Annotated in this window: 21 protein-coding genes, 1 pseudogene and 1 riboswitch; of the genes and pseudogenes, 13 read left to right on the top strand and 9 right to left on the bottom strand. The window is 60.8% G+C overall.

Annotated elements, in window-relative coordinates; translation table 11 throughout:
* Window positions 1-607 precede the first annotated feature (607 nt).
* Window positions 608-1672 carry a glycosyltransferase family 4 protein gene (locus tag BGRAMDRAFT_RS21315; protein WP_006050892.1) on the top strand — a complete coding sequence of 355 codons (1065 nt, stop codon included), beginning with the start codon at window positions 608-610 and terminating at the stop codon, window positions 1670-1672.
* A 305-nt stretch (window positions 1673-1977) separates the two neighbouring features.
* Here the strand turns inward: BGRAMDRAFT_RS21315 and BGRAMDRAFT_RS21310 are convergent, their stop codons facing one another.
* Entirely contained in the window at window positions 1978-2280 is a 303-nt protein-coding gene (locus BGRAMDRAFT_RS21310) for an H-NS histone family protein (protein WP_006050891.1), read from the bottom strand.
* A gap of 294 nt (window positions 2281-2574) precedes the next feature.
* Here BGRAMDRAFT_RS21310 and aqpZ point away from each other — a divergent pair, with 294 nt between their 5' ends.
* Window positions 2575-3315: an aquaporin Z gene (gene aqpZ, locus BGRAMDRAFT_RS21305; RefSeq protein ID WP_006050890.1), complete on the top strand. Its 741-nt coding sequence runs from the start codon at window positions 2575-2577 to the stop codon at window positions 3313-3315.
* A 385-nt stretch (window positions 3316-3700) separates the two neighbouring features.
* Window positions 3701-4027, top strand: coding sequence for a PXPV repeat protein (locus BGRAMDRAFT_RS21300; RefSeq protein ID WP_006050889.1), 327 nt, complete (start codon window positions 3701-3703; stop codon window positions 4025-4027).
* A gap of 127 nt (window positions 4028-4154) precedes the next feature.
* Here the strand turns inward: BGRAMDRAFT_RS21300 and BGRAMDRAFT_RS21295 are convergent, their stop codons facing one another.
* Entirely contained in the window at window positions 4155-4976 is an 822-nt protein-coding gene (locus tag BGRAMDRAFT_RS21295; RefSeq protein WP_006050888.1) for a Cof-type HAD-IIB family hydrolase, read from the bottom strand.
* A gap of 155 nt (window positions 4977-5131) precedes the next feature.
* A pseudogene (locus BGRAMDRAFT_RS21290) lies at window positions 5132-6021 on the bottom strand (glucosamine kinase nucleotide-binding domain-containing protein).
* 101 nt (window positions 6022-6122) lie between these two features.
* On the opposite strand from BGRAMDRAFT_RS21290, the gene BGRAMDRAFT_RS21285 reads away from it, so the two are divergent.
* A complete protein-coding gene (locus BGRAMDRAFT_RS21285) occupies window positions 6123-6755 on the top strand; it encodes a DNA-3-methyladenine glycosylase I (protein ID WP_006050885.1) in 633 nt (210 codons plus the stop codon).
* A 369-nt stretch (window positions 6756-7124) separates the two neighbouring features.
* The gene (locus tag BGRAMDRAFT_RS21280) at window positions 7125-7550 is read left to right on the top strand and encodes a hypothetical protein (RefSeq protein WP_006050884.1); all 426 of its coding nucleotides are present in this window, start codon (window positions 7125-7127) and stop codon (window positions 7548-7550) included.
* Window positions 7551-7675: 125 nt separating this feature from the next.
* Here BGRAMDRAFT_RS21280 and rpsU read toward each other — a convergent pair whose 3' ends face one another.
* The gene (gene rpsU, locus BGRAMDRAFT_RS21275; RefSeq protein ID WP_006050883.1) at window positions 7676-7888 is read right to left on the bottom strand and encodes a 30S ribosomal protein S21; all 213 of its coding nucleotides are present in this window, start codon (window positions 7886-7888) and stop codon (window positions 7676-7678) included.
* Between the two features lie 361 nt (window positions 7889-8249).
* Window positions 8250-9191: an aldo/keto reductase gene (locus BGRAMDRAFT_RS21270; RefSeq protein WP_006050882.1), complete on the bottom strand. Its 942-nt coding sequence runs from the start codon at window positions 9189-9191 to the stop codon at window positions 8250-8252.
* 265 nt (window positions 9192-9456) lie between these two features.
* Here BGRAMDRAFT_RS21270 and BGRAMDRAFT_RS21265 point away from each other — a divergent pair, with 265 nt between their 5' ends.
* From BGRAMDRAFT_RS21265 to BGRAMDRAFT_RS21245, 5 genes are all read left to right on the top strand, one after another.
* Complete coding sequence (locus BGRAMDRAFT_RS21265) at window positions 9457-10629, top strand: flagellin (protein WP_006050881.1); 1173 nt, start codon at window positions 9457-9459, stop codon at window positions 10627-10629.
* A gap of 137 nt (window positions 10630-10766) precedes the next feature.
* A complete protein-coding gene (fliD, locus tag BGRAMDRAFT_RS21260) occupies window positions 10767-12293 on the top strand; it encodes a flagellar filament capping protein FliD (protein WP_006050880.1) in 1527 nt (508 codons plus the stop codon).
* Between the two features lie 17 nt (window positions 12294-12310).
* On the top strand, window positions 12311-12610 hold the full coding sequence (locus BGRAMDRAFT_RS21255) for a flagellar protein FliT (RefSeq protein WP_006050879.1): 300 nt from the start codon (window positions 12311-12313) through the stop codon (window positions 12608-12610).
* 216 nt (window positions 12611-12826) lie between these two features.
* Window positions 12827-15202 carry a tetratricopeptide repeat protein gene (locus BGRAMDRAFT_RS21250; protein WP_006050878.1) on the top strand — a complete coding sequence of 792 codons (2376 nt, stop codon included), beginning with the start codon at window positions 12827-12829 and terminating at the stop codon, window positions 15200-15202.
* A gap of 38 nt (window positions 15203-15240) precedes the next feature.
* Window positions 15241-16386, top strand: a complete 1146-nt coding sequence (locus BGRAMDRAFT_RS21245; protein ID WP_006050877.1) for a DegT/DnrJ/EryC1/StrS family aminotransferase — start codon at window positions 15241-15243, stop codon at window positions 16384-16386.
* A gap of 102 nt (window positions 16387-16488) precedes the next feature.
* On the opposite strand, the gene BGRAMDRAFT_RS21240 is transcribed toward BGRAMDRAFT_RS21245, so the two are convergent.
* The 4 genes from BGRAMDRAFT_RS21240 to BGRAMDRAFT_RS21225 form a co-directional block, all read right to left on the bottom strand.
* Complete coding sequence (locus BGRAMDRAFT_RS21240; RefSeq protein WP_006050876.1) at window positions 16489-17226, bottom strand: LbetaH domain-containing protein; 738 nt, start codon at window positions 17224-17226, stop codon at window positions 16489-16491.
* A gap of 97 nt (window positions 17227-17323) precedes the next feature.
* Complete coding sequence (locus BGRAMDRAFT_RS21235; protein ID WP_006050875.1) at window positions 17324-17986, bottom strand: acetyltransferase; 663 nt, start codon at window positions 17984-17986, stop codon at window positions 17324-17326.
* Window positions 17987-18239: 253 nt separating this feature from the next.
* The gene (locus BGRAMDRAFT_RS21230; RefSeq protein WP_006050874.1) at window positions 18240-19250 is read right to left on the bottom strand and encodes a sodium:calcium antiporter; all 1011 of its coding nucleotides are present in this window, start codon (window positions 19248-19250) and stop codon (window positions 18240-18242) included.
* Between the two features lie 136 nt (window positions 19251-19386).
* A riboswitch (yybP-ykoY riboswitch) is annotated at window positions 19387-19579 on the bottom strand.
* A gap of 154 nt (window positions 19580-19733) precedes the next feature.
* Window positions 19734-20216 (bottom strand): outer membrane protein, encoded by a 483-nt coding sequence (locus BGRAMDRAFT_RS21225; protein WP_232292318.1) that lies wholly within the window; start codon window positions 20214-20216, stop codon window positions 19734-19736.
* Window positions 20217-20929: 713 nt separating this feature from the next.
* Here BGRAMDRAFT_RS21225 and waaC point away from each other — a divergent pair.
* The 3 genes from waaC to BGRAMDRAFT_RS21210 all read left to right on the top strand — a co-directional run bounded on the left by waaC (window position 20930) and on the right by BGRAMDRAFT_RS21210 (window position 24086).
* Window positions 20930-21898 (top strand): lipopolysaccharide heptosyltransferase I, encoded by a 969-nt coding sequence (waaC, locus tag BGRAMDRAFT_RS21220; RefSeq protein ID WP_006050872.1) that lies wholly within the window; start codon window positions 20930-20932, stop codon window positions 21896-21898.
* The gene (locus tag BGRAMDRAFT_RS21215) at window positions 21895-23019 is read left to right on the top strand and encodes a glycosyltransferase family 4 protein (RefSeq protein ID WP_006050871.1); all 1125 of its coding nucleotides are present in this window, start codon (window positions 21895-21897) and stop codon (window positions 23017-23019) included. Before waaC ends, BGRAMDRAFT_RS21215 begins: the two co-directional genes overlap by 4 nt.
* 77 nt (window positions 23020-23096) lie before the next feature.
* Window positions 23097-24086, top strand: a complete 990-nt coding sequence (locus BGRAMDRAFT_RS21210; RefSeq protein WP_006050870.1) for a glycosyltransferase family 4 protein — start codon at window positions 23097-23099, stop codon at window positions 24084-24086.
* Window positions 24087-24163 lie beyond the last annotated feature (77 nt).

Genomic DNA, 24163 nt, shown 5'->3' with positions numbered 1-24163 from the left:
TTGTCGCCAAAGGGGGAGCGAAACAAAATCGGACAGACACCCAGCTTGTTTGACGGATTAATCCGTCATTCGTGTAGGAATTTTTCCTACTTTGCCAGGTTGGGAGAGAAAGGAATGAGACTGCGCGATGCCGCGCGGCGACTCTTTATGCGCGGCGAATACTTAGCGCCCGAGGATTCGGCGTAGATGAACTAAACGGTGAGTTTTGCGGAGCCGCGCCTCGCACCGTACGACGGTGAGCCGGATTATAAGGTCTTTTCACCACTGCGTAATATTTTGTGCGGCCGGAGCGGGCTCGCGGCTTGCTACAGGGGAACGCGCCGTTTACCAGCGCCGTCGGGAGCTTGGGCTGAAATTGGCCTGTGAGCGCCCAGCGACGGGCGTTGGCGCGTGTAACGTCTCGTGTTTCGCGCTGTAACAACGTTAAGCGTTTGAAAAATAACTCGAATTGGCGCGGCCGATCCCGATAATGAAGCTAAGGGATAACCCGATGCAGATTCGGAGCACCCCCGGGCGGCGGCTTACCGCGCCCAACCGTCCGTCAGGCATTCGCTCCCCGCTCGACTCGAGCGCTGTTGTGCGAAGCCGTGTCAAACAGGAGAAACGCATGCGAATCGCACAAATTGCGCCGTTGTATGAAGCAGTCCCGCCGAAGCTCTACGGTGGCACCGAACGTGTCGTGTCCTACCTCACCGAGGCATTGGTCGACGAGGGCCACGACGTCACGCTGTTCGCAAGCGGCGACTCGGTGACATCGGCGAAGCTCGATGCGTGCTGGCCTCGTGCGCTGCGCCTCGACCCGACGATTCGCGACGCGCTCGCCCCGCACATCCTGATGATGGAAAAGGTGCGCCGGGTCGCGCACGAGTTCGACGTGCTGCACTTTCACCTCGACTACATGCCGTTCCCGCTTTTTTCGACGATGGACACGCCGTTCGTGACCACGCTGCATGGCCGCCTCGACCTGCCGGAGCTGCAGCCGGTGTTCGATGCGTTCCCGGGCGCGCCGGTCATCTCGATTTCGGATTCGCAGCGGGTGCCGCTACCGCAGGCGAACTTCCTGAACACCATCTATCACGGTCTGCCGGAGCAGCTACTCACGCCGCAGACGCACAAGAAGCCGGAATACCTTGCGTTCCTCGGCCGTGTTTGTCCGGAAAAGCGCGTCGATACAGCCATCAAGATCGCTGCACAAAGCGGTTTGCCGCTGAAGATCGCCGCCAAGGTGGACAAGGCCGACCAGGATTACTTCAAGCGCGAGATCGAGCCGCTGCTGTCGCAGGCGCATGTCGAGTTTGTCGGCGAAATCAACGAGGCGCAGAAGCCGGAGTTTCTGTCGGGCGCCAAGGCGCTGCTCTTCCCGATCGACTGGTCCGAGCCGTTCGGCCTCGTCATGATCGAGTCGATGGCCTGCGGCACGCCGGTGATCGCGTTCAACCGCGGCTCGGTGCCTGAAGTGATCGATCATGGCGTGACCGGCTACATCGTCGAGGACGTGCAAGGCGCGGTGGCCGCGCTGCAGCGTCTGGACGAGCTGTCGCGCACGGAAATCCGCGCGCAGTTCGAGCGCCGCTTCAGCTCGAAGACGATGGCGCGCAACTACGTGGACGCGTATTCGGCGCTGATCGAAGCCGCGCGCCGGCCGGTTCTGCGCCAGGTCGCAGTGGGCTGATAACGGCGAGCGCCGCGCGGCGTGTCACGCGCGCGGCGCTTTAAACGGACGAGCGTTCCGTTGCCGATACAACTGATTCGCTACCGGCGCTTTCGATTCATTGAAAACCGCGCACATTTTTCCATGTGAATCGTTTGCGCGGACGATAAGCCGGTCTTATCGCGCTACTTTTAAGAAAAGCCGCCTGGCAAAGGCGGCTTTTTTAATGGCGCCGTGGATGCGCTTCCACATCCGATTAGCACAGTGGAGTAAACACGCAGCGGCGTTGGTCCTTCAATCCGCTTTCGCGCTCACTCGCAAGCAACTCAGCTCGCGCCAATCAGAAAACGTTCGCGGTTCTTGCCGACGATCCACTTGGGCGGTTTGCCGCGGCCGCTCCACGTATTACCCGTTTTCGGGTCCTGATATTTAGCCGGCAGCGGCGCCTTCTTGGGCGGACGGCCCCGCTTGGCGGCCACTGCAAAGCCGAGGTCCTGTGCAGTCAGGCCATATTCGGCGATTTTTTGGCGGATGTCGGCTATCACATTGTCAATTTCCGTGCGACGAGCTTCTTCTGCTTGTGCCTGCAATTTGGCGATCTGCGCCTTGAGGTCTGCATATTGAGACATTCCGGTTCTCCCCTTTTAGAACTCATTCGCCTCGCAGACTAACTGTAATTATAAAAATTCGCAATGGATAACATTACCCATTAAGCGAGCTATCTTCTGATAATTATTAAACATAGCTCAATTGTAAAACGGCTTTATCCCGTAATAACTGGTAAAGCCAGCCGGCATTGACGATTCTTGACACTCGATTGGCCACTCTTTCCCTAGAATTGAACGTTCCCAGCACGCGCCCGCGCCGGCCGTGCGTTCACGCTCCGTGCTTCCCGAGCGTCAATTATTTTAGGATACCCAAACATGCAGTTGTCAAAGCGCCTTGCCGCCGAGTTGTTCGGCACATTCTGGCTCGTGCTCGGGGGCTGCGGCAGCGCGGTTCTCGCCGCGAACTTCGCCGGTCCGGTGCATGGTCTCGGCATCGGTTTCGTCGGTGTGTCGCTCGCTTTCGGGCTGACGGTGCTGACCATGGCCTTTGCGATCGGACACATTTCGGGCTGCCATCTGAACCCGGCAGTCAGCGTCGGCCTGACGGTGGCCGGCCGCTTCCCGGCTCGCGACCTGCTCCCGTACATCGTCGCGCAGGTGGCGGGCGCAGTGCTGGGCGCCGCGGTGCTCGCGCTCATCGCGTCCGGCAAACCCGGCTTTGACCTGGTCGCGAGCGGCTTCGCGAGCAACGGCTACGGCGACCGCTCGCCGGGCCATTACTCGCTCGTCGCGGCGTTCGCCTGCGAGGCGGTCATGACCGGCTTCTTCCTGTTCGTCATTCTCGGCGCGACCGACAAGCGCGCGCCGGCCGGCTTCGCGCCGATCGCCATCGGCCTGTGTCTGACGCTGATTCACCTCGTTTCGATTCCGGTCACGAACACGTCGGTCAACCCGGCGCGCTCGACCGGCCCGGCGCTGTTCGTCGGCGGTGCCGCGGTGGATCAGTTGTGGCTGTTCTGGATCGCGCCCATCATCGGCGCGGTGGTTGCCGGCCTGGTGTATCCGCTGATCGCGGAAAGCCGCGGCGGCAATGCGCAGAAACTGGCTCTCGACTGATCGAGGCCGATTGTCTGAGTGAGCAAAGCGGGCGCTGCGGCGCCCGTTTTGTTTTTGGGCTTACGTCGCAACCATTCGATTTGATTAATCCGTTATACAGATGTAAGCCGCGATTACGCGTTGCACGCCGCGACGCTGCTTCGGCGTAACGGCGGAGTGCTTGTGGCGGCGTTCGAATAGGCTCGCGGCCTGCGCCGACAGCCTTTCCGTCGTCATCACCCGGCGCCAGGCACCGCACGAGCGCAAACTCGCCGTTCCTCAGATCCTGCGGAGTTGCTTGCAGTCCGTAACATCTGGTCGCAGTCCCGGCCGACCGGATTGCGTAGATTGGACCTGTGCGACAAACATCTGTCGCGTCACAGCAGGCCTCTTGCAGGAGAAAAACATGAAACGCATCGTCACTCAATTGCTGGTTGCCGCGGGCCTTGCAGCAGGCGCATGCGGGGTCGCGCAAGCGCATACGGATCTCAATATCGGCGTCTCGCTCGGCGCGCCGGTCTACACGCGGCCCGCCCCGGTCTATGCAGCGCCGCAACCGGTGTACTACGGCAACGGCGGCTGGGGCCATCGGTACGATCGCGGCGACTACTATCGCGGCGACCACCGTTACGAGCGCGGCTGGAACCGGAACGACCGCCATTGGGGTTATGACGACCGCGGCCGCGGCGATCGTGGCGACCACGACGGACGCCGCGGCGGATGGCGTGACTGATTGCGATACTGATGGCGCGACCGATTGCCGGCCCGGAAACGAACGTGACCTGAGCTAGCCGGGCTTCACCGACTGGCCCGCATCCGCGAAAGCAGATGCGGGCCAGTGCCGTTTGCAGCCCGAGGCGCTAGGTCATCAGTTCGTCGTCGATTGAAAAGAGCTTGCGCAAGTGGTGCGCGACGCCCGCTTCGAAGTTATTGCCGATGCGCGGCACGTTGGGCAGGCGCGTGATCAGGTCGGGATTGGCGTTGTTCATCATGAACGGATGGCCGGCTGTTTCGAGCAGGTCGATGTCGTTCATGTTGTCGCCGAAAGCCACGCAGTGCGCGGCATCGACGCCCACGCGCTCGAGCACGATCTGCAGCGCGCGTCCCTTCGACACATTCGACGTCATCACTTCAAGACAGTCCGGCAGCGAGTACGTCACGTAGAGCGCGTCGCCGAATTCGCGCGCGAGGTTCGCGGCCACTTGCGCGAGGTCCGCCGGGTCGCCGATATAAAGCACCTTGGCGATGTCCACGCCGTCGTGCGCCAGCAGTTCGGCCACTTCGTAGGTGAAGCCCGAATCCTGATGAAACTTGAGCAGCTCGGGCGCGTCGCGGTCGATCAGCCACGCCTGATCGGCGAACAGGTTGACGATCACGCGACCGTGCGCGCCGACAATCTCCGGCTGCACGAGGCGTTGCACGATAGTGGGCGGCAGATCGTCGGCGTGGATCACGGTGTTGTCCGGCGCATGGATGCGCGCGCCGTTCGACGTGATCAGATACGGCTTGATGCCGAGGATGTCGCGAATGCCCGCGACATCGCAGAAATGGCGGCCGGTGGCGATCACAAACTGCACGCCGTCACTTTCGAGCTTGCGCACGGTGGCGACCGTGAAGGGGTCGACCTGGTGATCGGCATTGAGCAGCGTGCCGTCGAGATCCGTGGCGATGACTTTGTACATGGCGAGATGGCAGGCAGCTTGGAAGGCTGTATTTTACCGTCGATGCCTCGGTGTTCGGCTGGCAGGTTGGGCTTCAAGGTTCGGCTTCAAGTTCCACGTCGAAGTTCGGCTCCAAGGTTCGCCTTTAGGGCTCTGCTCCGAGCTTCGGCTCCGCCTCAACCCTCACCCGCCAGCCGCCCGGCTTCGCGCTGCGCCAACCGCAAGCCGCCGTGCGCGGAATCCGCCAATGGCTCGCGCAAGCGCGGCTGATAGGCCTGCGGCACGTATTCGCGCAACGGCGCGCCCAGCCCGCCGCACAACGCAATCGGCAAACTCGCCGATGGGTCGAGCGCCGCGATCATCTTGCCGATTTCAACGCCCGCCGCGCCGAGCAGCCGCGCGGCAAACGGATGCGTGCGGTGCGCGATCACGACCCGCGCGAGACTCGCGTACGCCGTCTGATTCGCCTCGCAAAGCCACACGGTAAGGGCGTCCCGATCGCTCGCGCCGACGTGCGCAAGCAGCGCCTGCGCGAAGTCGTCGTTGGGGCCGCGGCCGTCGAGCGCGTGCTGCGCATGGACGATGGCGCGCACACCGAGCCAGGCGCCGCTCGCTTCATCACCCGACGGAAAACCGTAGCCGCCCACAATCCGGCATTCGCCGCCCTCATGATCCGCCGCTGCCGCGATGCTGCCCGTGCCGAGCGCGACAATCACGCCGTGGGCGCCCCCGTGCGCGCCGAGCAGTGTCGTGTACGCATCGCTTTCGACGGCGAGTCCGGCCAGCGCGGGCGCCTGCGCGAGAAACGACGCCGCCAGTCGCGGTTGTTCACGCCCGCGAGACCGCAACCGAGCACGCAGCGCGACCAGTCGAGCGCAACGCCGGCGTTCGCGAATGCCTGCTCGCAGCCGGTCGCAATGGCAAGCCACGCACGTTCGACGCCAAGCCCCAAGCCCGACGGCCCGCTCGCCGCCTGCGCCAGTTCGCGCCCCTGCGCGTCGGCGAGCACGATGCGGGTGCCGGTGCCGCCGCCGTCGACGCCGATCAGAAATGGGTCTTTGTTCATCGATTGATATGCGTTTCGTGGGAAATAGGCATAGCGTGGCAGGTCCGTTTCGATCCGGCAATTGGCCGAATGGCCAGCTTGCGGCGCTCATGCGTTCGGCTATGCTGGCGAGCGACATCACAACGGGGAGCGCTAAATTGACACAGCGATGCAACTGGGTATCGAGCGAAGCGCTCGCACATTATCACGACGCCGAATGGGGCGTGCCGTCCCGCGACGACCAGCATCTCTTCGAACTGCTCGTGCTCGAAGGCGCGCAGGCCGGCTTGTCGTGGTCCACGATTCTCAACAAGCGGGCCGGCTACCGGCGGGCATTCGCGGACTTCGACATCGACAAGGTTGCGCGCTTCACGCCGGCGCAGGTCGAGAGGCTCGTCGTGGACGAAAGCATTGTGCGCCATCGCGGCAAGATCGAATCCGCCATCACGAATGCGCGCGCCGTGCAGCAGATTCAGGCGGAGCATGGGTCGTTCGCCAACTTCATCTGGTCGTTCGTCGATAACACGCCGATCCAGAACGAATGGGCATCGTACAAGGAGGCGCCGGCATCGACGGAAGTGTCGGATGCGCTCAGCAAGGCGCTGAAACGCTATGGCTGCAAGTTCGTAGGCTCGACGATCTGCTACGCGTTCATGCAGGCGGTCGGCATGGTCAACGATCACGAGGCAACTTGCATGTGCCGCGCCAGGTGTGCAGCGCTCGGCAAGAAGGGACGCGCGCGTAAAGCCGGTTGAGGTTGGGGCGTTCAATCGGCGACTCGTATAGCCGCTCTGGCCGACGGAGCATCGCTTTATCGCAACGGCCTCGCTCGCAACAGTCCCCTTGCGAGATCATCACACGCCCGTCCGCATCAGCTATCCGGTAAAGCCCTGCTGTGCTTATCGCCGGTGCCGGCCGTTATACGGTTATGAGCGGTCACAAGCAGCAGTGACCGCTGCGTTCGCCGCCGCAACGCCGGCGCAAAGCGCTCCTCGGACTCGCGCGAATCTTCGAATTGAGGACGTTTCGCGATGCTAGTCGGGGTTTCGCCAGCGAACGCAAGCGGGATACTGGAATCAGCCGCTCAATAACGAGTAACGACCGCGTCGCATAGCGAAACCATCATGAAAACTCTTACCTTCCTCACCCATCAGGACATTTTCGACCAGGCCGTCAGCCATCTCTTCGGGCAAAAGCGCGCGGCGCTCCTGCCGCGCGGAGGCGGCGCTTACCGCGGCTATTGCGGCGGCTGCCCAGTCGGCAACTTCATCAAACTGCGCGATTACATGACGGCCATGGAAGGCGTGCCCGTGCGCTATATCGGCAAAACGCCCGTCGCGGCGCCCGCTTACATGGACGCCGGCATCGCCGCTCTGCGCAAGGCGCTGCTGCGGTCGCGCATCAATGTGTACGATCAGGAGACGATCGATCTGCTTAGCTGCCTGCAAAACGTGCACGATGTGTTCGGCACGTGGGAATGGGATGACCGCTTGAATTCGATTGCACGCCAGTTCGGTCTGTCGGCGCACATGCTGAAGAACGCGGCTTAACGCTACAAGGCGCGCGCCGCAGCCCGCGCCAACTCGCGAGGCAACCTGGCGCCCATAAAGCAAAACGGCGATGTGGCTTCTTTCGAAGCTCACACCGCCGTTCTGACCGTGCTGAAAAAGCGTGCTTAGTGCAGCTTCTTCGGCAGCATCTGGCTGCGCAGGCGCTTGTGCAGGCGCTTCACAGCAGCAGCCTTCTTGCGCTTACGTGCCGTGGTCGGCTTTTCGTACGATTGGCGCTCACGCAGTTCTGCGATCAGGCCGTTCTTTTCGATTGCGCGACGAAAGCGGCGAATCGCCACTTCGAACGGCTCGTTTTCTTTCAGAAGAATCGTCGTCATGTAATTCCTAACTCAATCACTTGATAGGGGTTAATTGCGTGGCGGGGAAACCGCTCACGCGCCGGCCCTCCGGTCGTTTCGATTCATGGCCAGTAACAGGCAAACGCGGGAAGAACCCGGCCAAACCACGAATGAAACGAGAGGCAAAGCGGCCACGGAGGCCGGAAAAGAGAGGTGTGGAGCTCACCGCGGAACGCGGACAGACGTATTGCAAAGCCGCGCCTGCTGCCGTTTCGCCAAACCTTCCATCAACGAAAAGACGATGACGAAACAGGCAAAGATCTCAATTCACTCCCGATGATATCAGGAAACTGTCCATCGTACCAGGGGTTTAGGGATTACGCCAGGCCGCCGCAACCGTTCAGGCGCTCGCATCGTCCAGTTCCCGGATATCGCTGCCCGTCAGCGTCAGATGAACAGCAGCGACGAGGCTCTCCAGCTGCTGCAGCGACGTCGCGCTCGCAATCGGCGCGGTCACGCTCGGCCGGGCGATCAGCCACGCCAGCGCGACGCTGGCCGGCGTACTGGCGTGCCGCGCCGCGACCCGGTCGAGCGCCCCGAGGATTCGCAGGCCGCGCTCGTTCAGATACTTCTCGACGCGGCTTCCGCGCGCCTTGTCGGCAAGATCTTCCTTCGAACGATATTTCCCGGAGAAAAATCCGCTCGCGAGACTCCAGTACACGACCACGCCGAGCTGATAGGCGAGCGCCACCGGCTCCAGATCGGTCTCATATCCGGCGCGATCGTACAGGTTGTACTCCGGCTGCAACACCTGATATTCCGGCAGCCCATGCTGACGGGACAGCGCCAGCGCCTCCTCCACGCGCGCGCCGCTGTAGTTCGACGCGCCGATCACCCGCACCTTGCCCGCCTCGATCAGCCGCTGATACGCGCCGAGCGTCTCGGCAAGCGGCGTCGCGGTGTCGTCGTCGTGGGAAAAATAGATGTCGATGTAATCGGTCTGCAAGCGCCGCAGCGAATCTTCGACGGCTGCCTGAATGTTCGCGGCCGAGAGCCCCTTGCGTTGCGGATGCTTCGACACTTTGGTCGCGAGCACGATCCTGTCGCGCTTGCCGCTACGCTGAAACCACTTGCCGATGATCGCCTCCGACTCGCCGCCGTGGTTGCCGGGCACCCACGCGGAATACACGTCGGCCGTGTCGATGAAGTCCAGCCCGGCGTCGACGAACGCGTCGAGAATCGAAAACGAAGTCGCTTCGTCGGCGGTCCAGCCGAATACATTGCCGCCGAACATAAGCGGCGCGACTTGCAATTCAGAGTGTCCAATGCGGCGCTTTTGCATGATTTCTCCCGGCTTTATCGCAAGAGAAAAAGAGGATACGCCGCCTTTTCAAATCCCGCAGCGCGCCTGGCGGATCGGCCTCAAACGCTTGTCCGGCGCGGCCCGCGCGCCCGATCAGGCGAGCCAATCGGTGTGCGATTACAGAAAGTTCCTCAAGTTTTTTTTAGGAGGGCCGTCAACCTTCACTGAGGCGGCCAGCAATGAACGAAGCTTCCGCCGATGCCAATATGGCGTATTGGGCTCAGGCTTATTTAGGAGATTTTCCATGCTCGGAATCAATAGCAATATCAACTCGCTGGTTGCACAGCAAAACCTCAGCGGCTCGCAAAGCGCCCTGTCGCAAGCCATCACCCGCCTGTCGTCGGGCAAGCGCATCAACAGCGCGGCTGACGATGCAGCAGGTCTGGCAATTTCGACCCGTATGCAAACCCAGATCAACGGTCTGGGCCAGGGCGTGTCGAACGCGAACGACGGCGTGTCGCTGATTCAGACGGCGTCGAGCGCGCTGTCCTCGCTGACTTCCAGCCTGCAACGTATCCGTACGCTGGCTGTGCAGGCTTCGACCGGCACGATGTCGTCGTCGGACCAGGCAGCGCTGCAGAAGGAAGTTGCGCAGCAAATCCAGGAAGTGAACCGTATCGCGTCGCAAACGACGTACAACGGCACGAACATTCTGGACGGCTCGGCTGGTATCGTCGGCTTCCAGGTTGGCGCGAACGTCGGTCAGACGATCAACCTCGACCTGTCGAAGAGCATGTCGGCCGCTAGCCTCGGCAGCGGTTCGCTGGCAACCGGCCAACTGGCTGGCACGATCAGCAACCTGAACATCGACGCAGCGACGGGCGCAGCAGCAACGTCGACGCCGAGCGCGAACATCATCACGTCGATCAACGTGCTGTCGGACGGTCATGGTGGCTTCAGCTTCACCGACCAGAACGGTTCGGCGATCAGCTCGGCAGCCGCTAGCACGATTTTCTCGGCAGGTGCACAGACGAACGCGACGTTGGGCGCTCCGGTCACGACGCTGACGATGAACACGGCTGCATACGACCAGACGAACGCAGCGCTGGACAAGTCGGTCCTCGCCGCAACGGCACAGATCGGCGCAGTCAACGCGTCGAACACGTCGGTGTCGAAGCTGGACATCAGCACGGTCAGCGGCGCGAACGTGGCAATGGTCGCAATCGACAACGCCTTGACCGCGGTCAGCAACCTGCAAGCAAGTCTCGGTGCAGCACAGAACCGTTTCAGCGCGATTGCAACGTCGCAGCAAGCTGAAGCAACCGACCTGTCGTCGGCACAATCGCAGATCACCGACGCGAACTTCGCGCAGGAAACTGCTAACCTCTCGAAGGCTCAAGTGCTGCAACAAGCTGGTATCTCGGTTCTGGCGCAAGCCAACTCGCAGCCGCAGCAAGTTCTGAAGCTGCTCCAGTAATAGCTTCTGAAGTTTGACCGGACCTCGCGCTTCACCGCGCGTTGTCCGGTTTTTAGCGTTTCGATGGAAGGCTCGCCTTCCATCCAGCATTTCTGTTACGCCCATCACGCATCAACACGGACGCACGGAGCATTTTCATGTCAACGATTACGAGTTCATCGGCGGCGAGCGCGGCATCAGCGACTGTCGCAGCCGACAATGCAGCCCTGCAGCAGGCCATGCAGTCGGTCATCACGGGCGCGACGGGCAATTCGTCGCTGGACGTGTCGACGCTCGTCACGGCTCTCGTAAATTCGAAGACTGCCGGCCAGGTTGCCGCGTTGACGGCGCAACAAAGCTCGGACAACACCCAGATTTCCGCATTCGGCACGCTTTCGGCCGCGCTTGGCGCGCTGGAAACGGGCCTCACTTCGCTGTCCAACGGCGGACTCCAGAATACTTTTACCGCGACCTTGAGCGGCGGCACCGGCATCACCGCGACTGCCACTACGGGCGCGGTCGCCGGCAGCTACAGCGTCGCGGTCTCGCAGGTCGCGGCGTCGCAGGCGCTGTCGTCGTCGGCTTTCACGGCTAGCCAGGCGCTCGGTACGGGCACGCTGTCGCTCTCGCTCGGCAGCAAGTCGTTTGATGTGTCGATCACGAGCAGCAACAACACCGTTGCCGGCATCGCCGCCGCAATCAACAGCGCGACCGGCAACCCGGGCATCACGGCGACTGTCGTGAACGGCACTGACGGCGCCCACCTCGTGCTCGCGTCGAGCACGACCGGCGCGTCCAACACGATCAGCGTGGCGGTCGGCAACCTGAGCGGCGATAACGGCCTGTCGAGCCTCGGCGTGACGTCGACGGCCAGTACGACGGGCGGCCAGTCGACCATCACGTCGGCCAACAACGCGAGCGCGTGGACACAAAGCACGGCTGCACAAGACGCCGAGTTCAAGATCAACGGCATTGCCGCGTCCAGCTCGACCAACTCGGTCACGAGCGCGATCGCAGGCGTGACGCTGAACCTGACGTCGGCCGCGGTGACGACCCCCGCGACCACGCAAACGCTGACGGTTGCCGCGGACACCACCTCGCAGGCCAGCGCGATCAACAACTTCGTGTCGCTCTACAACACGGTCGTGACGACCATGGGCACGCTCGCGCAATACACGCAGGGCGCGACGACGCAGGGTCCGTTGCTCGGCGATTCCACGCTCAACACGATCAAGAACGCGCTTTCGTCGATTGTCGCGAGCGGCGTGAAGAACGGCAGCACGTCGCAGAGCCTCGGCTCGATCGGTATCTCGCTGCAAGCCGACGGCACGTTGCAGGTGGATAGCGCGGCGCTCACCAACGCATTGCAGAACAACTCGTCGACGGTGGCCTCGCTGTTCAATTCGACCAACGGCATCGGCGCGCAGTTGAGCACCAGCATCACCAATTTCACGAAGACAGGCGGCATGATCGACGTGCGGACCACCGCGCTGAACTCCGACCTGAAGAGCATCCAGACACAACAGACGAGCCTGAACGACTACATTGCGCAGCTGACGAGCCAATACTCGGCGCAGTTCACGGCGCTCAACACGTTGATGGCGACGATGAACAACAACTCGCAGTACCTGACGCAACTGTTCGGCGGCACGAATAGCGCCGGCGCACTCGCGACCAACAAGTAACGTCACGGAGAACGCACATGGAGTCCTCTGCCCTGATCGGGAAAGTGCTGGCGCTGACCGGCGAGATCGAGCAAGCGGCCGCGCTGGCCGACTGGCCCGAAGCCGCGCGGCTCGCCGAAATCCGCTCGCCGCTGATCATGTCGCTTGACGCGCAGCAGGTGCAAGGCTCGCTCGACGTGATCCGTTCGATCGTCGCGCGCGACGCAGCGCTTTACGCCAATGCGCAAACCACGCAAGTGGAATTGCAGGCCGAATTCACGGCCGCGATGCGCCGCGCGAGCGCCGTCGACAAGTATCAGAAAACGGCGTTGCTGTAAGCCGATAAGCGGCGCAAAGACGCCTTAACCGTAAGCCAACAACAACTGCGCACCGGAGTAAAGCTGCGCTCGTTGCACCCTCGCCCGCCTTGCGCGGGCGTTTCTTTTTGTGCTCCGTAATCAGGTGAATTGGTGGCCATTTTGCCGTCACTTCCACCCTTCACGGCGCGAATTCGGACTTGATAATCCAACGTACAGCTTCCTCGTGCGAGCATCATGTCCATCCAATTCCAGTTCCCGACGTCCCAGCCTCTCACTCCTGAACAGCAGCGTGCTCAGGACATCGCTCTCGTCATGCAGAGCGCCATCGAGCAATATCACAAGGGTGAGATCGACGACGCGCGCGCGCTGTTCGAAGCCATTCTCGAGGCCATGCCGGAGCATCCGGACGCGAACTACAACCTCGGCGTGATCAAGGTCCAGACGAACCGCGCCGCCGAAGCCGTTCCGCACTTCGAAGTCGCGCTAGGCGTGAGACCGTCCAACGGACAGTATTGGGTCGCCTATATCAATGCGCTGTTCGAAAGCAATCAGTTAGCAGCCGCATGGACCGCGGTGGAGCTGGCACAACAGCAGGGCGTTCAAGGCCCCGCGATGAATAGCCTGATTCATCAGTTGGCGCAGCCGGAAAAGCGGATGGAAATCAAAGTCAATGCGCATCCGGACGCTGTGCAAGACGTCAATCTGGTCATCGGCGAAGCGGCCGAGGAGCCGGCAAAAATCGCGCGCGTACCGTTGAGCGCGGCTCAGCATCGTGCAGCATCGGCCGCGGAGATTCAAAAGCACAACGCGCTGGTGCACAAGGGCAATTTCCCGGAAGCCATCAAGCTCGCTCGCAAGCTGACCGCTCGCTACCCGAAAGACATCCAGTGTTGGCGTGCGCTCTCCATTTCGCTTCACAAGAACAATCAATTCCGCGAAGTACTCGAAGCGTCGCGCAAAGGCGTGGAGCTGGATCCCACTGACATGATTTGCCGGTTACTGCTCGCCGATACATCGCGCCACACCGGCGCGCTGGACGAAGCCGAACGGCACGCACGGCAACTTATCGCCATTGCGCCGGATCACGCAGAGGCACATCGGATTCTCGGCGTCACGCTGGTCGCGCTTGGACGGCGCGCCGAGGCGATTGCGTCATGCATGCGAGCCGCACAGCTTGCACCGCGCTCGGCTTCTGTACACAGTTCGCTGGGCAACGTGTATCTCGGCATCGGCGCTATCGCGGAAGCCGAAGCCGCGCTGCGCACCGCGCTTGAAATCGAGCCTGCCAATAGCAACGCACGCACGAATTTGCTGTTCTGCCTGACGCACAGCAATACGATCAGCAAGGCCGCGTTCCTTAAGGAACACAGGTTATTCGGGGAAATGCACGACGTTCCCGCCATCGTTGCGAGCCGCCGTTACACCAATCGACGTGATCCCGAGCGCAAGCTGCGCATCGCTTTCGTTTCCGGCGACTTTTGCAATCATGCGGCGGCTTACTATCTTCTGCCCGTCGTGCAGCATTTGACCCATGACCCCGAGCTATCGCTTCACTTCTATTACACCTTTGGGGTGAATGACCACCTTACCGAGAAGCTTCGCGCACACGCCGACTCGTGGCACGCGGTGGCCGATCTTGGCGATGCGGCGCTGAGCAAGAAGATTGCCGATGACGGAATCGATATTGTCATTGATCTTTCGGGGCATACGGCGCATTCGCGAATCATTGCACTCGCACACAAGCCCGCGCCTATTCAGGCGTCGTGGATCGGCTATCCAGCCACCACCGGAATGACCGCATTCGATTACTACCTGTCGGATCGCTTCATCACGCCTCCCGCGCAATTCGAGGATCAGTTCGTCGAAAAGCTGGCGCTGTTGCCCGCGATCGCTCCGTTCATGCCGCCGCCGAACTGCCCGCCCGTGAATGCGTTGCCCGCACTTCATAAAGGCTATGTCACGTACGGCAGCTTCAACCGGCTGAACAAGCTGAGTCAGGAAGTTATCGCACTCTGGAGCGTCATTTTGCGCGCCGAGCCGTCCTCGCGAATGGTGATTGGCGCGATCTCGAGCAAGCTGGACGAGCCGACATATCTGGAATGGTTCGCCGCCGAAGGCATCACCGCGGACCGGCTGACGTTTTGCCCGCGCGGGTCGCTGCCTCTTTACATGCAGCAGCACCACCAGGTCGACCTCTGCCTCGATACGTTCCCCTACACGGGCTCGACCACGACGCTCAACGCGCTATGGATGGGAGTCCCAACGATCACGATGCCCGGCATATCGATGCCGAGCCGCGGAGGCGCCTGCTGGCTCGAGCACGTTGGACTCGAACAGTTCATCGTGCGCGACAAGGAAGATTTTGTCCGCAAGAGTCTCGAGTTGACTCGCGATCTGGACGCGCTCAACGAACTTCGAATCGGCATGCGCGAGCGCTGCCTGAACTCCGTTCCATTCCAGCCGGAGAAGGTCGCGGCGGGTCTGTCGATTGCGCTGCGCACCATGTGGAAGCGTTGGTGCGCGGATCAAACGCCTACCGCCTTCGAAGCGACCTTGCCGGCTGACTGGTCCCCGTCGCCTGCTGCGCTTTCGACGGACGCGGTGATCTAACGAGCCGCGCGCTGCACCTACTAGCGAAGAACCCAATCATGAACGCAAGCCTGCCTGCTGAAGCTGTTTCGGCGCTGACAGAAGAAACCATCTTTGTCACGCAACCTTATCTGTCGCCGCTTGACGACTTCATTCCGTATCTTCGCGAGATCTGGGACAGCAAGGTGCTGACTAACGGCGGCCCGTTTCACCAACGGCTCGAGGCGGCGCTCGAGGAGTATCTCGGCGTCGACCACCTTGCGCTGTTTTCGAACGGCACGCTGGGTCTCGTTACTGCATTGCAGGCGCTGCGCATTACGGGCGAGGTGATCACAACGCCCTATTCTTTCGTGGCAACCGCGCATTCGCTGCTCTGGAACGGCATCAAGCCCGTTTTCGTCGACGTCGATCCGCACACGCTGAATATGGATCCGCGAAAGATCGAGGCCGCCATCACGCCGCAGACTACGGCGATCCTGCCGGTGCATTGCTATGGTTATCCTTGCGACACCGAAGCCATTCAGAAGATCGCCGACAACTACAACCTCAAGGTCATCTACGACGCGGCTCACGCATTTGGTGTGCGCACGGGCGGCGGCAGCGTTCTTCGCCACGGCGATCTCTCCGTTCTGAGTTTTCACGCGACGAAGATCTTCAACACATTCGAAGGCGGCGCGATCATTTGCCCGGATGCAAAGACCAAACAGCGGGTCAACCACCTGAAGAACTTCGGCTTCGTCGATGAGACGACGGTGGTCGCGCCCGGCATTAACGGCAAGATGAGCGAAGTCAATGCCGCGTTCGGCCTTCTGCAATTGAAGAATATCGATGAAGCATTAGCCAGTCGACGCGATATCGCTTCCCAGTACTGCGCGCTGCTTTCCGATGTGCCAGGCATCCGTTGCCTGCCGGCCTGCGACAGCCCCATTGCGAATCGCGCTTACTTCCCGATTCTCGTCGAAGACGATTTTCCGTGCAGTCGCGACGCGTTGTTCGAGAGATTGCGTCAGCACAAGATCATCGTGCGCCGCTATTTTTATCCGCTGATCTCGGATTTCCCCATGTATCGCGGTCTCGTCAGCGCCAACCCCGCCAACCTTCCGGTCGCAGCCGATGCGGCGAGGAAAGTGCTGTGTCTGCCGATTTACCCCGGTCTTTCCACTGCGAACGTGGAACGGATCGTCGATATCATCAAGACGTATTAAAGGCAGCACGCTCTCTTGTGAACTCCAGATACAAAAGAGCACTCGACGCGTGACATGCGTCGAGTGCTCTTTGTTTGTGTCAGGAAAGAAGCCCGCTAGTAACTACAAGGTCTGCTGGGACTGTTCACGCACAGTCGCCAGTTCTGCGGCTTTGGCCCGCTGAAGCTCACCGAGTACTTCGAGCGCACGCCCCTCGTCCGCCGTGAGATCGACAACGAACGCGTCGTTATTGTCTTTGATCCACTGCAGCGACATGTCCCACCATGCCAGATCCAGCAAGCGCTCCCGTACTTTTTCCGAAAAGCGGAAACGCACCAGCCGCGCCGGCGAGCCCGCATAGATACCATACGGTTCGCTGCGGAAGTTCGGCGGTATCAGCGAGCGCGCACCGATAACGCATCCGCTTTCGATGACGCTGCCGCCCAGGAATACAGCCTCGTCGCCGATCCACACATCGTTATGAATAACCGTGTCAGCGTATTGCGGCATCATTGCATTGGTGAGACCGTTGCCGTAGATGCTGAACATGGTCGTCGATATGGTCTTCGTTTCATGCTGGGCGTTCAGAATGAACTTGAGCCCCATACCGCCTGCGACGTTCTTTCCAATCACCAGCTTCTGCGCATGGCCGTCGTATCTGGCGACCGAACCCACGCCGAGAACACTGCATCGGCCGATATGAAACACTCCGTCGGTGGCCTCTTCATCCAGCCAGTTCCTGAAGAACTTGTTAGGGATGGTTGAGAAAGCCCCGTCCCGGTAGCCGATCACAATGAAATGCTTCGATAGAGGATGAGTCGGCACGACGCCGATGCTGTCATCCGACGTAACAACGTTCATATAAATCCAGTGCGTGTTGAGGTTTAGTCCACGATGACTTTACTGCCGCATGGAACTGCCGGGCAAGTTGTAGACAGGGTGAACGTAGGGCCTGCATTCACAGATAGCGGGCCCCGGCAACCCTGTCGCGCACCTTCCTGGCGGGACTGCCGTAGACGACCGAATAGGGCTCGACGTCCCTCAGAACGGTGGCTCCCGCGCCAACGATGCTGTGCTCTCCGACGTTGATGCCGTGGCGAAGAACTGCGCCGATGCTAATGGCGGAATACGCACCGATCCGGCAGTTGCCACCCGTTATCGCTCCGGGCGCCAGGCTCGAAAACTCGTCCATCACAGAGTCGTGATCCAGAGACGAGTTCGTGTTCAGAATACAGAACTGGCCTACGCGACAGTCGGGATTAACGACCGCTCCAGCCATCACTACACTGCCCGCCCCGACCGTTGTCCCGTGACCAATCGTTGCCCGCGGATGAATGGCATTCATGAACTGCAGTTGGGGGCAAAGCGCTTCGACCTTCGCCGCCACTTTCGAGCGGACGACGTTGTCGCCGATTGCAATGATGGTGCCTTGCAGATCGTGTTCAGCCACGAGACGGGGAAGATCGGCTTCGCCGCCAAGCACCGGATAGTCGAGCGTCCGTTCACCCACGTTGCGGTATGCGTCGATTAACCCGGCAATGCTGTGTTTTCCTTCCTGCTCGACAATATCGATGACGACTTTTGCATGGCCGCCCGATCCGACGATGACAATGTGGCTCATACCCGCCTCCGCGGACTTGCTCGACTGGTTCCCTGCCGCTTGATGCATCGACAACATGCGCGAAGAATGCGCCGCGCAACGGTGATTTCGTCGGCGGCGCTTGTCGAGACCCATGTCGCAATGGTTTGTGAAATTATGCCGTCGTCGCGCATCGCGCGATTCCGGGAGTTGGCGAGAGAAAAGCCGTTAGATCGATGTATTGGGCGGGAGCATCGCCGCGGCTTGTGATTCGCCGGCGACGTGGCTCGAACGCCTAACGGCTTAGCGTGATCGCCAGATAAGCGGCGTACAGCGCGCCGCAGACCAGCAGCGCCCACACGGGCGCGCCGTGCTCTCGCGCGTTGAGCCGCAGCCAGCCCGCCGCGACCAGCGTGATGACGATGCCCGTCACCACCTCGATGCGCGGCGTCCACGGCGTCAGCAGAATGCCGATAGCCGGCAACAAGGTGCCCTGAAACACCATCGCGCCCGTGATGTTGCCGAACGCCAGAGTGTCCTTGCCGCGGCGAATCCACAGGATGCTGTTGACCTTCTCCGGCAACTCCGTGGCGATCGGAATGATCAGCAGCGACAGCAGCAGCGGCGACACGCCGACCACCACGGACACGCCCCGCACGCCATGGATGAAGCCCTCCGCGCCCCACACGAGCAACCCGACCGCGATCAGCAGTTGGACGGCGATGGTCGCTAGGTTGGTCGGCACGCCGATGCGCGCGAGCATCATCTTGCCGGGCGCTTCCGTGCCGTGGCCTGCATCGACGAGATCGTTCGACGCGCGGAAGGTCGCCACGACATAGGCGACATACACGCCGACGAGCGCGACGCTGAAGAGCGCGCGCACGATGCGCTGCTCATGCGGCACATACATGGCCGCGGCGGCCAGCAGGAACGCAAAGAGGAAATAGTTGAGATCGCGAGTGAAGCCCGAACGCTCCGGCGCGACGCGTCCGCCGACGCCGCGCGAGCGCAGCACGGCGAGCGTCATCAGAAAGGTGGACAGCGTGGACAGCATCAGCGGTGCGCCGAGAATCGCGCCCACGCCGATCTCCTCGTTGACGGCACGATCGCTCGTCCCGCCGACAATCGCTATAAGCGGCACGAGCGTCTCGGGCAACGCGGTGCCGACTGCAGCGAACAACGAGCCGGTCACGCCTTCGGATATCTTAAGCCGCTCGCCGAGATGTTCGAGCGCGTTGGTGAAAAGCTCGGCCGCCACGAGGATGACGACCAGCATGATGGCCAGTTCGATGAGAAGACCGGTCATGCGCGGCTCCGTGCATCGAAGGGATTGACGTGATCGACGTGATGGACCGAAAACGTGCGGCGCGGCAGATCGCGCGACAGCAAGTTGAGCAGAAGACGAGGAGATTGAACAGCGCGGGATTTCACAGCGGCTCCGAGGTCGGACGTAAGACGAACCATGACGCACCGCGACCCGTCCGACCAGAACGAAGCAGTGCGCCAATGGTCTCGCCAAACCGACCCGGTCGAACGCGCCATGACCCGCAGGCCAAGTATGTTGACGCGCTCTCCTTCAGGCGATGCCGCGATGCCGCGATGCGTGAAGGAAGGCTACTCCCCAGTGACCCGGGGATTTTAGCGGGAGTGGGCGGAGCCAACAAGCCTTCGCAAAGAAGCTTGTTGACTGTGTTCGCCGTGAGCCGAGCTTTTACTGCGTGCCAAGTGTGGTGTCTATGCAGCTTGCGCAGCGGTCTGTTTTCTTGCCGCACGCAAGCTCATCGAGTCATTAATTGAAGTGATACTGGACGCCTACCGTGAAGCTATTGTTTGTTCTCTTCGTGCCGTCGTGATGGCTCGAGTCCGTGGTCCATTCGGCGACCGCGCTGACATGCTCCGCGAACTTGTAGTCGACGCCGAGGCCCCAATGGAACCGCGTATCGGGGTCGTCGCCCGTAAAGCCGGCGCGAATGTACGGCATGAACTGGTTAAACGGCATGCCGAATTTGGCGTCGATTCCGGCGTCCTTGAAGGTGGTGGAGCCGTGGTGCAAATCCGCGAAAGCCTCGGCTCCTACCACGAACCGCTGCACGTCGAAGTTGTATCCGGCGGTGAAGCCCGGAAACACCGTGTTATGCGACGCCTTGTTGAATGCGCCCGATGCATCCGAATTATTGACGCCTAGCTTGAAACCAACATAAGGACCGGCGAACTGGCTTGCGCCCGCTTGCGGCGCCGCTTGTGCGCAAGGAAGCTGTGAAAGAAGAACCACCGATGCCGCGAGAATTGATCTGGTTATTTTGTGCATGAATTGCAAATAAAGCTCTTAGTCCGGCGAGTGATCTCGCAATGCCTGTCGCACTGAAATGCGAAAGGATCGGCGTAGGCCGACGCGCAACTATTCCCATATCGATGGGAATTGCATAGGCAGCGCGCGCCGATTCAGCGAATGGATGAGAACGATCTGAAATTTCAGCGAAGAGGTGAGGCGGGGGCTAGGAGGCGTGTGGGTGGGGCAGCGCGTTGGGCGAGTTCGAGTTGTTTTGGCGGTTTGTCGATGGTACTGCGGGACCACGCTTTCGAGCACGACAGCCGGATCTGCTCCGCCTCAGGTCTACGAAACGTCTCTCCACGCACGACCGGAGACTGAGTACGCCAAGGTCCCGTACCCGCTGGGTCCTGTATGATCCTACGCGACTCGCGTGCAACAACCCGGAACCCGGGCGCCCCAGGCAGCCTTCCGATAGCTTGCAAATAGATAGTTGCTCTATTGCTATGTCGAAAATACCGCTGCTACGAACCGCCCTGCCGCCGATCTGAACCAAAGTCGTTTTGATTGCTCCCGGCGTGTGGGAACCCTCGGACCAAGTCCGGGATAATCTAAGCTGGATATCCTGCCGTTGATTTCCCTCAGGTCACTGCACAGCATCGAGGTATAGGTCTCACGGATGCTGAAGTGAAGTCCGCTTGTTGAATGGTAATGGAATGAAACGCATTCTAATAGTGAAAGTCACCTCCTTAGGTGACCTGGTACATGGTCAGCCCGTGGTGGCCGACCTGCATCGCGCCTTTCCTGGCGTCAAGATTGACTGGGCCGCCGATGCGTCCTTCGCCGATGTTCCACGCTGGAATGCGGGCATCGACCGCGTGCTGTGCGCGCCATTGCGGGGCTTCAAGAAAAACCGCTCTGGGGCCGAGCTCAAGGCGATCTTTACATCGATATCTGAACTGCGACGCGAAAAATACGACATCGTTCTCGATCTTCAGGGCGTCTACAAAAGCGCGATAATTTCTTTCCTTGCGCGCTCGCGCCGGCGTCTAGGCTATCGTTCGGCAGACCTCGGCGAGAGCGGCGCCGCCTTTGCTTACACTGGCCGCTTCGCGCCACGTGAAGATCTCAATGCGTGGGACGGCTTGCGCCGCACTGTCGCCGACGCATTCGGCTACGAGGTGAGCGGGGCACCGCGCTTTGACCTGTCAATCCCCAGGTCTGCCGATCCTTCCGTCAAGCCAGAAGAACAGCCGTACGCGATGCTGTTCCATGCCACTTCGAGCGATGTAAAGAAGTGGCCGACGGCTCACTGGGTTGCCATTGGCCGCTCGCTTGTCGAGCGCGGCATTACCCCCCTTCTGCCGTGGGGTTCAGCCCGCGAGGAACAGGAGGCCATCGCAATTGCGAAGGAAGTGAGGGGCTCCCGTATACTGCCGCGGATGTCTATCTTGCAGGTCGCGCAGTACGTCGATGCCGCCACGCTCATCGTCGGGACAGATACCGGCTTCGTGCATCTCGCAAGCGCACTCGGCAAGCCCACGGTCATGATCTTCACTGCAACAGCACGGCGTTATTTTGGCGTCGACGTGCCTGGCGTATCGGTGTCCGTTGGTGACGACGGGCGCCCACCCTCGGTAACGGAAGTCCTGGACGCCATTGCTTCGCTGGAGCCTTTGCCTTGAAGATATTGCTGACCAATTTTCACTATGGGCGCGGCGGAGGTCACGATACGTACATTCTGGCGATTGCCAAGGGGCTTTCCAGGCGGCATCAGATATTTGTGGCTGCGCCCTCGAGTAGCAGGCTATTCGAAAAGGCCAGCAAGCTCGAACACGTGACGACACTGCCGCTTGAATTCCCAGCCAAGCTGAAAGACGCCGGCCGCATGATTTCAGCGTGGCGCGCATTGCGCTCGCTGCTGGAGAAAGAACGCTTTGATGTTGTGCACGTCAACGGCTCCCCAGACCATCGCCTGGTGGTATTCAGCCTGATGTGCTTCAAGGGCCGCAAGCCACGCATTGTATTGACCAAACACAACTCCATCGCCATCAAGAGTGACTTCGTCACGAAGATCAGAGCCCGCGCGACAGATGATGTCATTGCCGTGTCTGATTCGACTGCGAGCCTTGTGCGCGATTCGGTATATCGACACTGCTCGCTTATCACCATCAAGAATGGTGTGGACACCGACGACTTCAAGCCGTCGGACGCGGCCGAGATCGCCGCGGCGCGTAAGTCGCTGCTCGGCGAATCGAAAGCCGACAAACTTGTGCTCGGAACCGTGACAGGCTTCGACTGGTACAAAGGCACGATGGACGTGATCGCCGCAGTGAGCGCGTTGCCGCCATCGCTACGTGAAAAGATTGCAGTCGTGGTTGTCGGAACGGAGCCGAGCGCAGAGCAGTGGCAGGTTATTGATTCGGTGGGTATGCGCAGCCAGCTCGAAGTCGCGGGTTTCGTGGAAGACGTGAAGCCCTATATCCGGGCGTTCGATATCGGCTTCGTCACGTCATATGCGGTGGAGACTGTGTCGTTTGCCTGCCGCGAGATGATGGCGATGGGCAAGCCTGTGATAGTGTCGAGCTACAGCGGTCTGCCGGAGAACGTTCGTGATGGCGTCGACGGCTGGGTCGTCCCGCCGCACGACCCCGATTCGTTAACTCGGGCGCTTAAAGGAATTCTCGAGCGGGGCGATCGCCTGGCGGACATGGGAAAGATGGCGCGAGCAAAGGCAGTCGACGAGTTTTCTCAAGGGCTGTTTGTCGACAGGACGGAGATGGTCTACCGACTAAGCCAGTCGTAATAGGTCCATTTGCAATGGTCGCTGTCGGCCCGACCTGATGCGATCGGTCAAACGGGCTCCAGCCGCTCTTATCTACTATGCCAAAACAGGTTATTCACATATTCAACGGATTCCAGAATCCGCACGGCGGCAGCGAACAGGAGACGCTCAACCTCGCTCACCTGCTTGGCAAGCAAAGCGAAGTGAGACTGTGGTCGACATCGTCGCGCAGTTCGCCCGAACTGAGGGAAAAGTTCGGGATCACCCCTCTCGGCATTGCACCGAGGCACCGCCCGAACGGAGGCACCTATGTCTTCGTCGGAGCACACTGGCGCAACACGGTATGGCCGTATCTCGCCGCAGTGCCACAACGTCTGATCTACGTGTTCAACACGTTCCATCCGAAGATACTGACGCTGACATCGAAGCATCCGCCCTTGCTGCGCTGGCCGAAGACGGAGTACGTGTTCATCTCCGAATTCCAGAAAAAGCTGGTAGGCGTGGATGGCGTGGTGCATCCATCGCCGATTGACATCGACCTGTTCGCGACGGTACCTGGCGTGGCACGCAATCGGCCGGTGATAGGGCGTCTGAGCCGCGACACCAACGACAAGCACAATGAAGAAGACCTGGTGCTGTATCGTGAATGGGCTGCTCAAGGGGTCGGTGTAAGGCTGCAGGGAGCTACTTGTCTGCGCGACGCGCTCGGGGAGAACACAGGTATCGAGCTTCTTCCAGAGGGAGCTACGCCAGCCGCGGATTTTCTGCGCTCTCTCGACGTCTTCTATTACCGGACAGGGTCTCACGTCGAAACGTTCGGCCGGGTCGTGCTCGAGGCAATGGCCTGCGGCCTTCCGGTGGTATGCCATCGGAACGGCGGCTACGCCGATTCGATCCGGCACGGCGAGAACGGCTTTCTCTTCGACACGACCGAACAGGCGCGGCAGATTGTGGGCGCGCTGCTAGCCGATCCGGCACTGCGTACGTCCGTGGGACAGCGCGCCCGGCAAACCGTCGAATCGATGTACTCGAAAGAGGCCCTGGAGCTTCGTGCTGCGTTTTATCGTCAGGCGCCGGGCCAGGACTAGTCAGACCCCGGAATGCACTGTAAATACGGATCATCACTTGCAGGGTCATAGGGAGCGGTCCAGGCTCCGCACCTTTG

Origin of the sequence: Paraburkholderia graminis C4D1M (assembly GCF_000172415.1) — a bacterium.
GTDB lineage: Bacteria > Pseudomonadota > Gammaproteobacteria > Burkholderiales > Burkholderiaceae > Paraburkholderia > Paraburkholderia graminis.
This window is presented reverse-complemented; position numbering and strand designations above follow the sequence as displayed.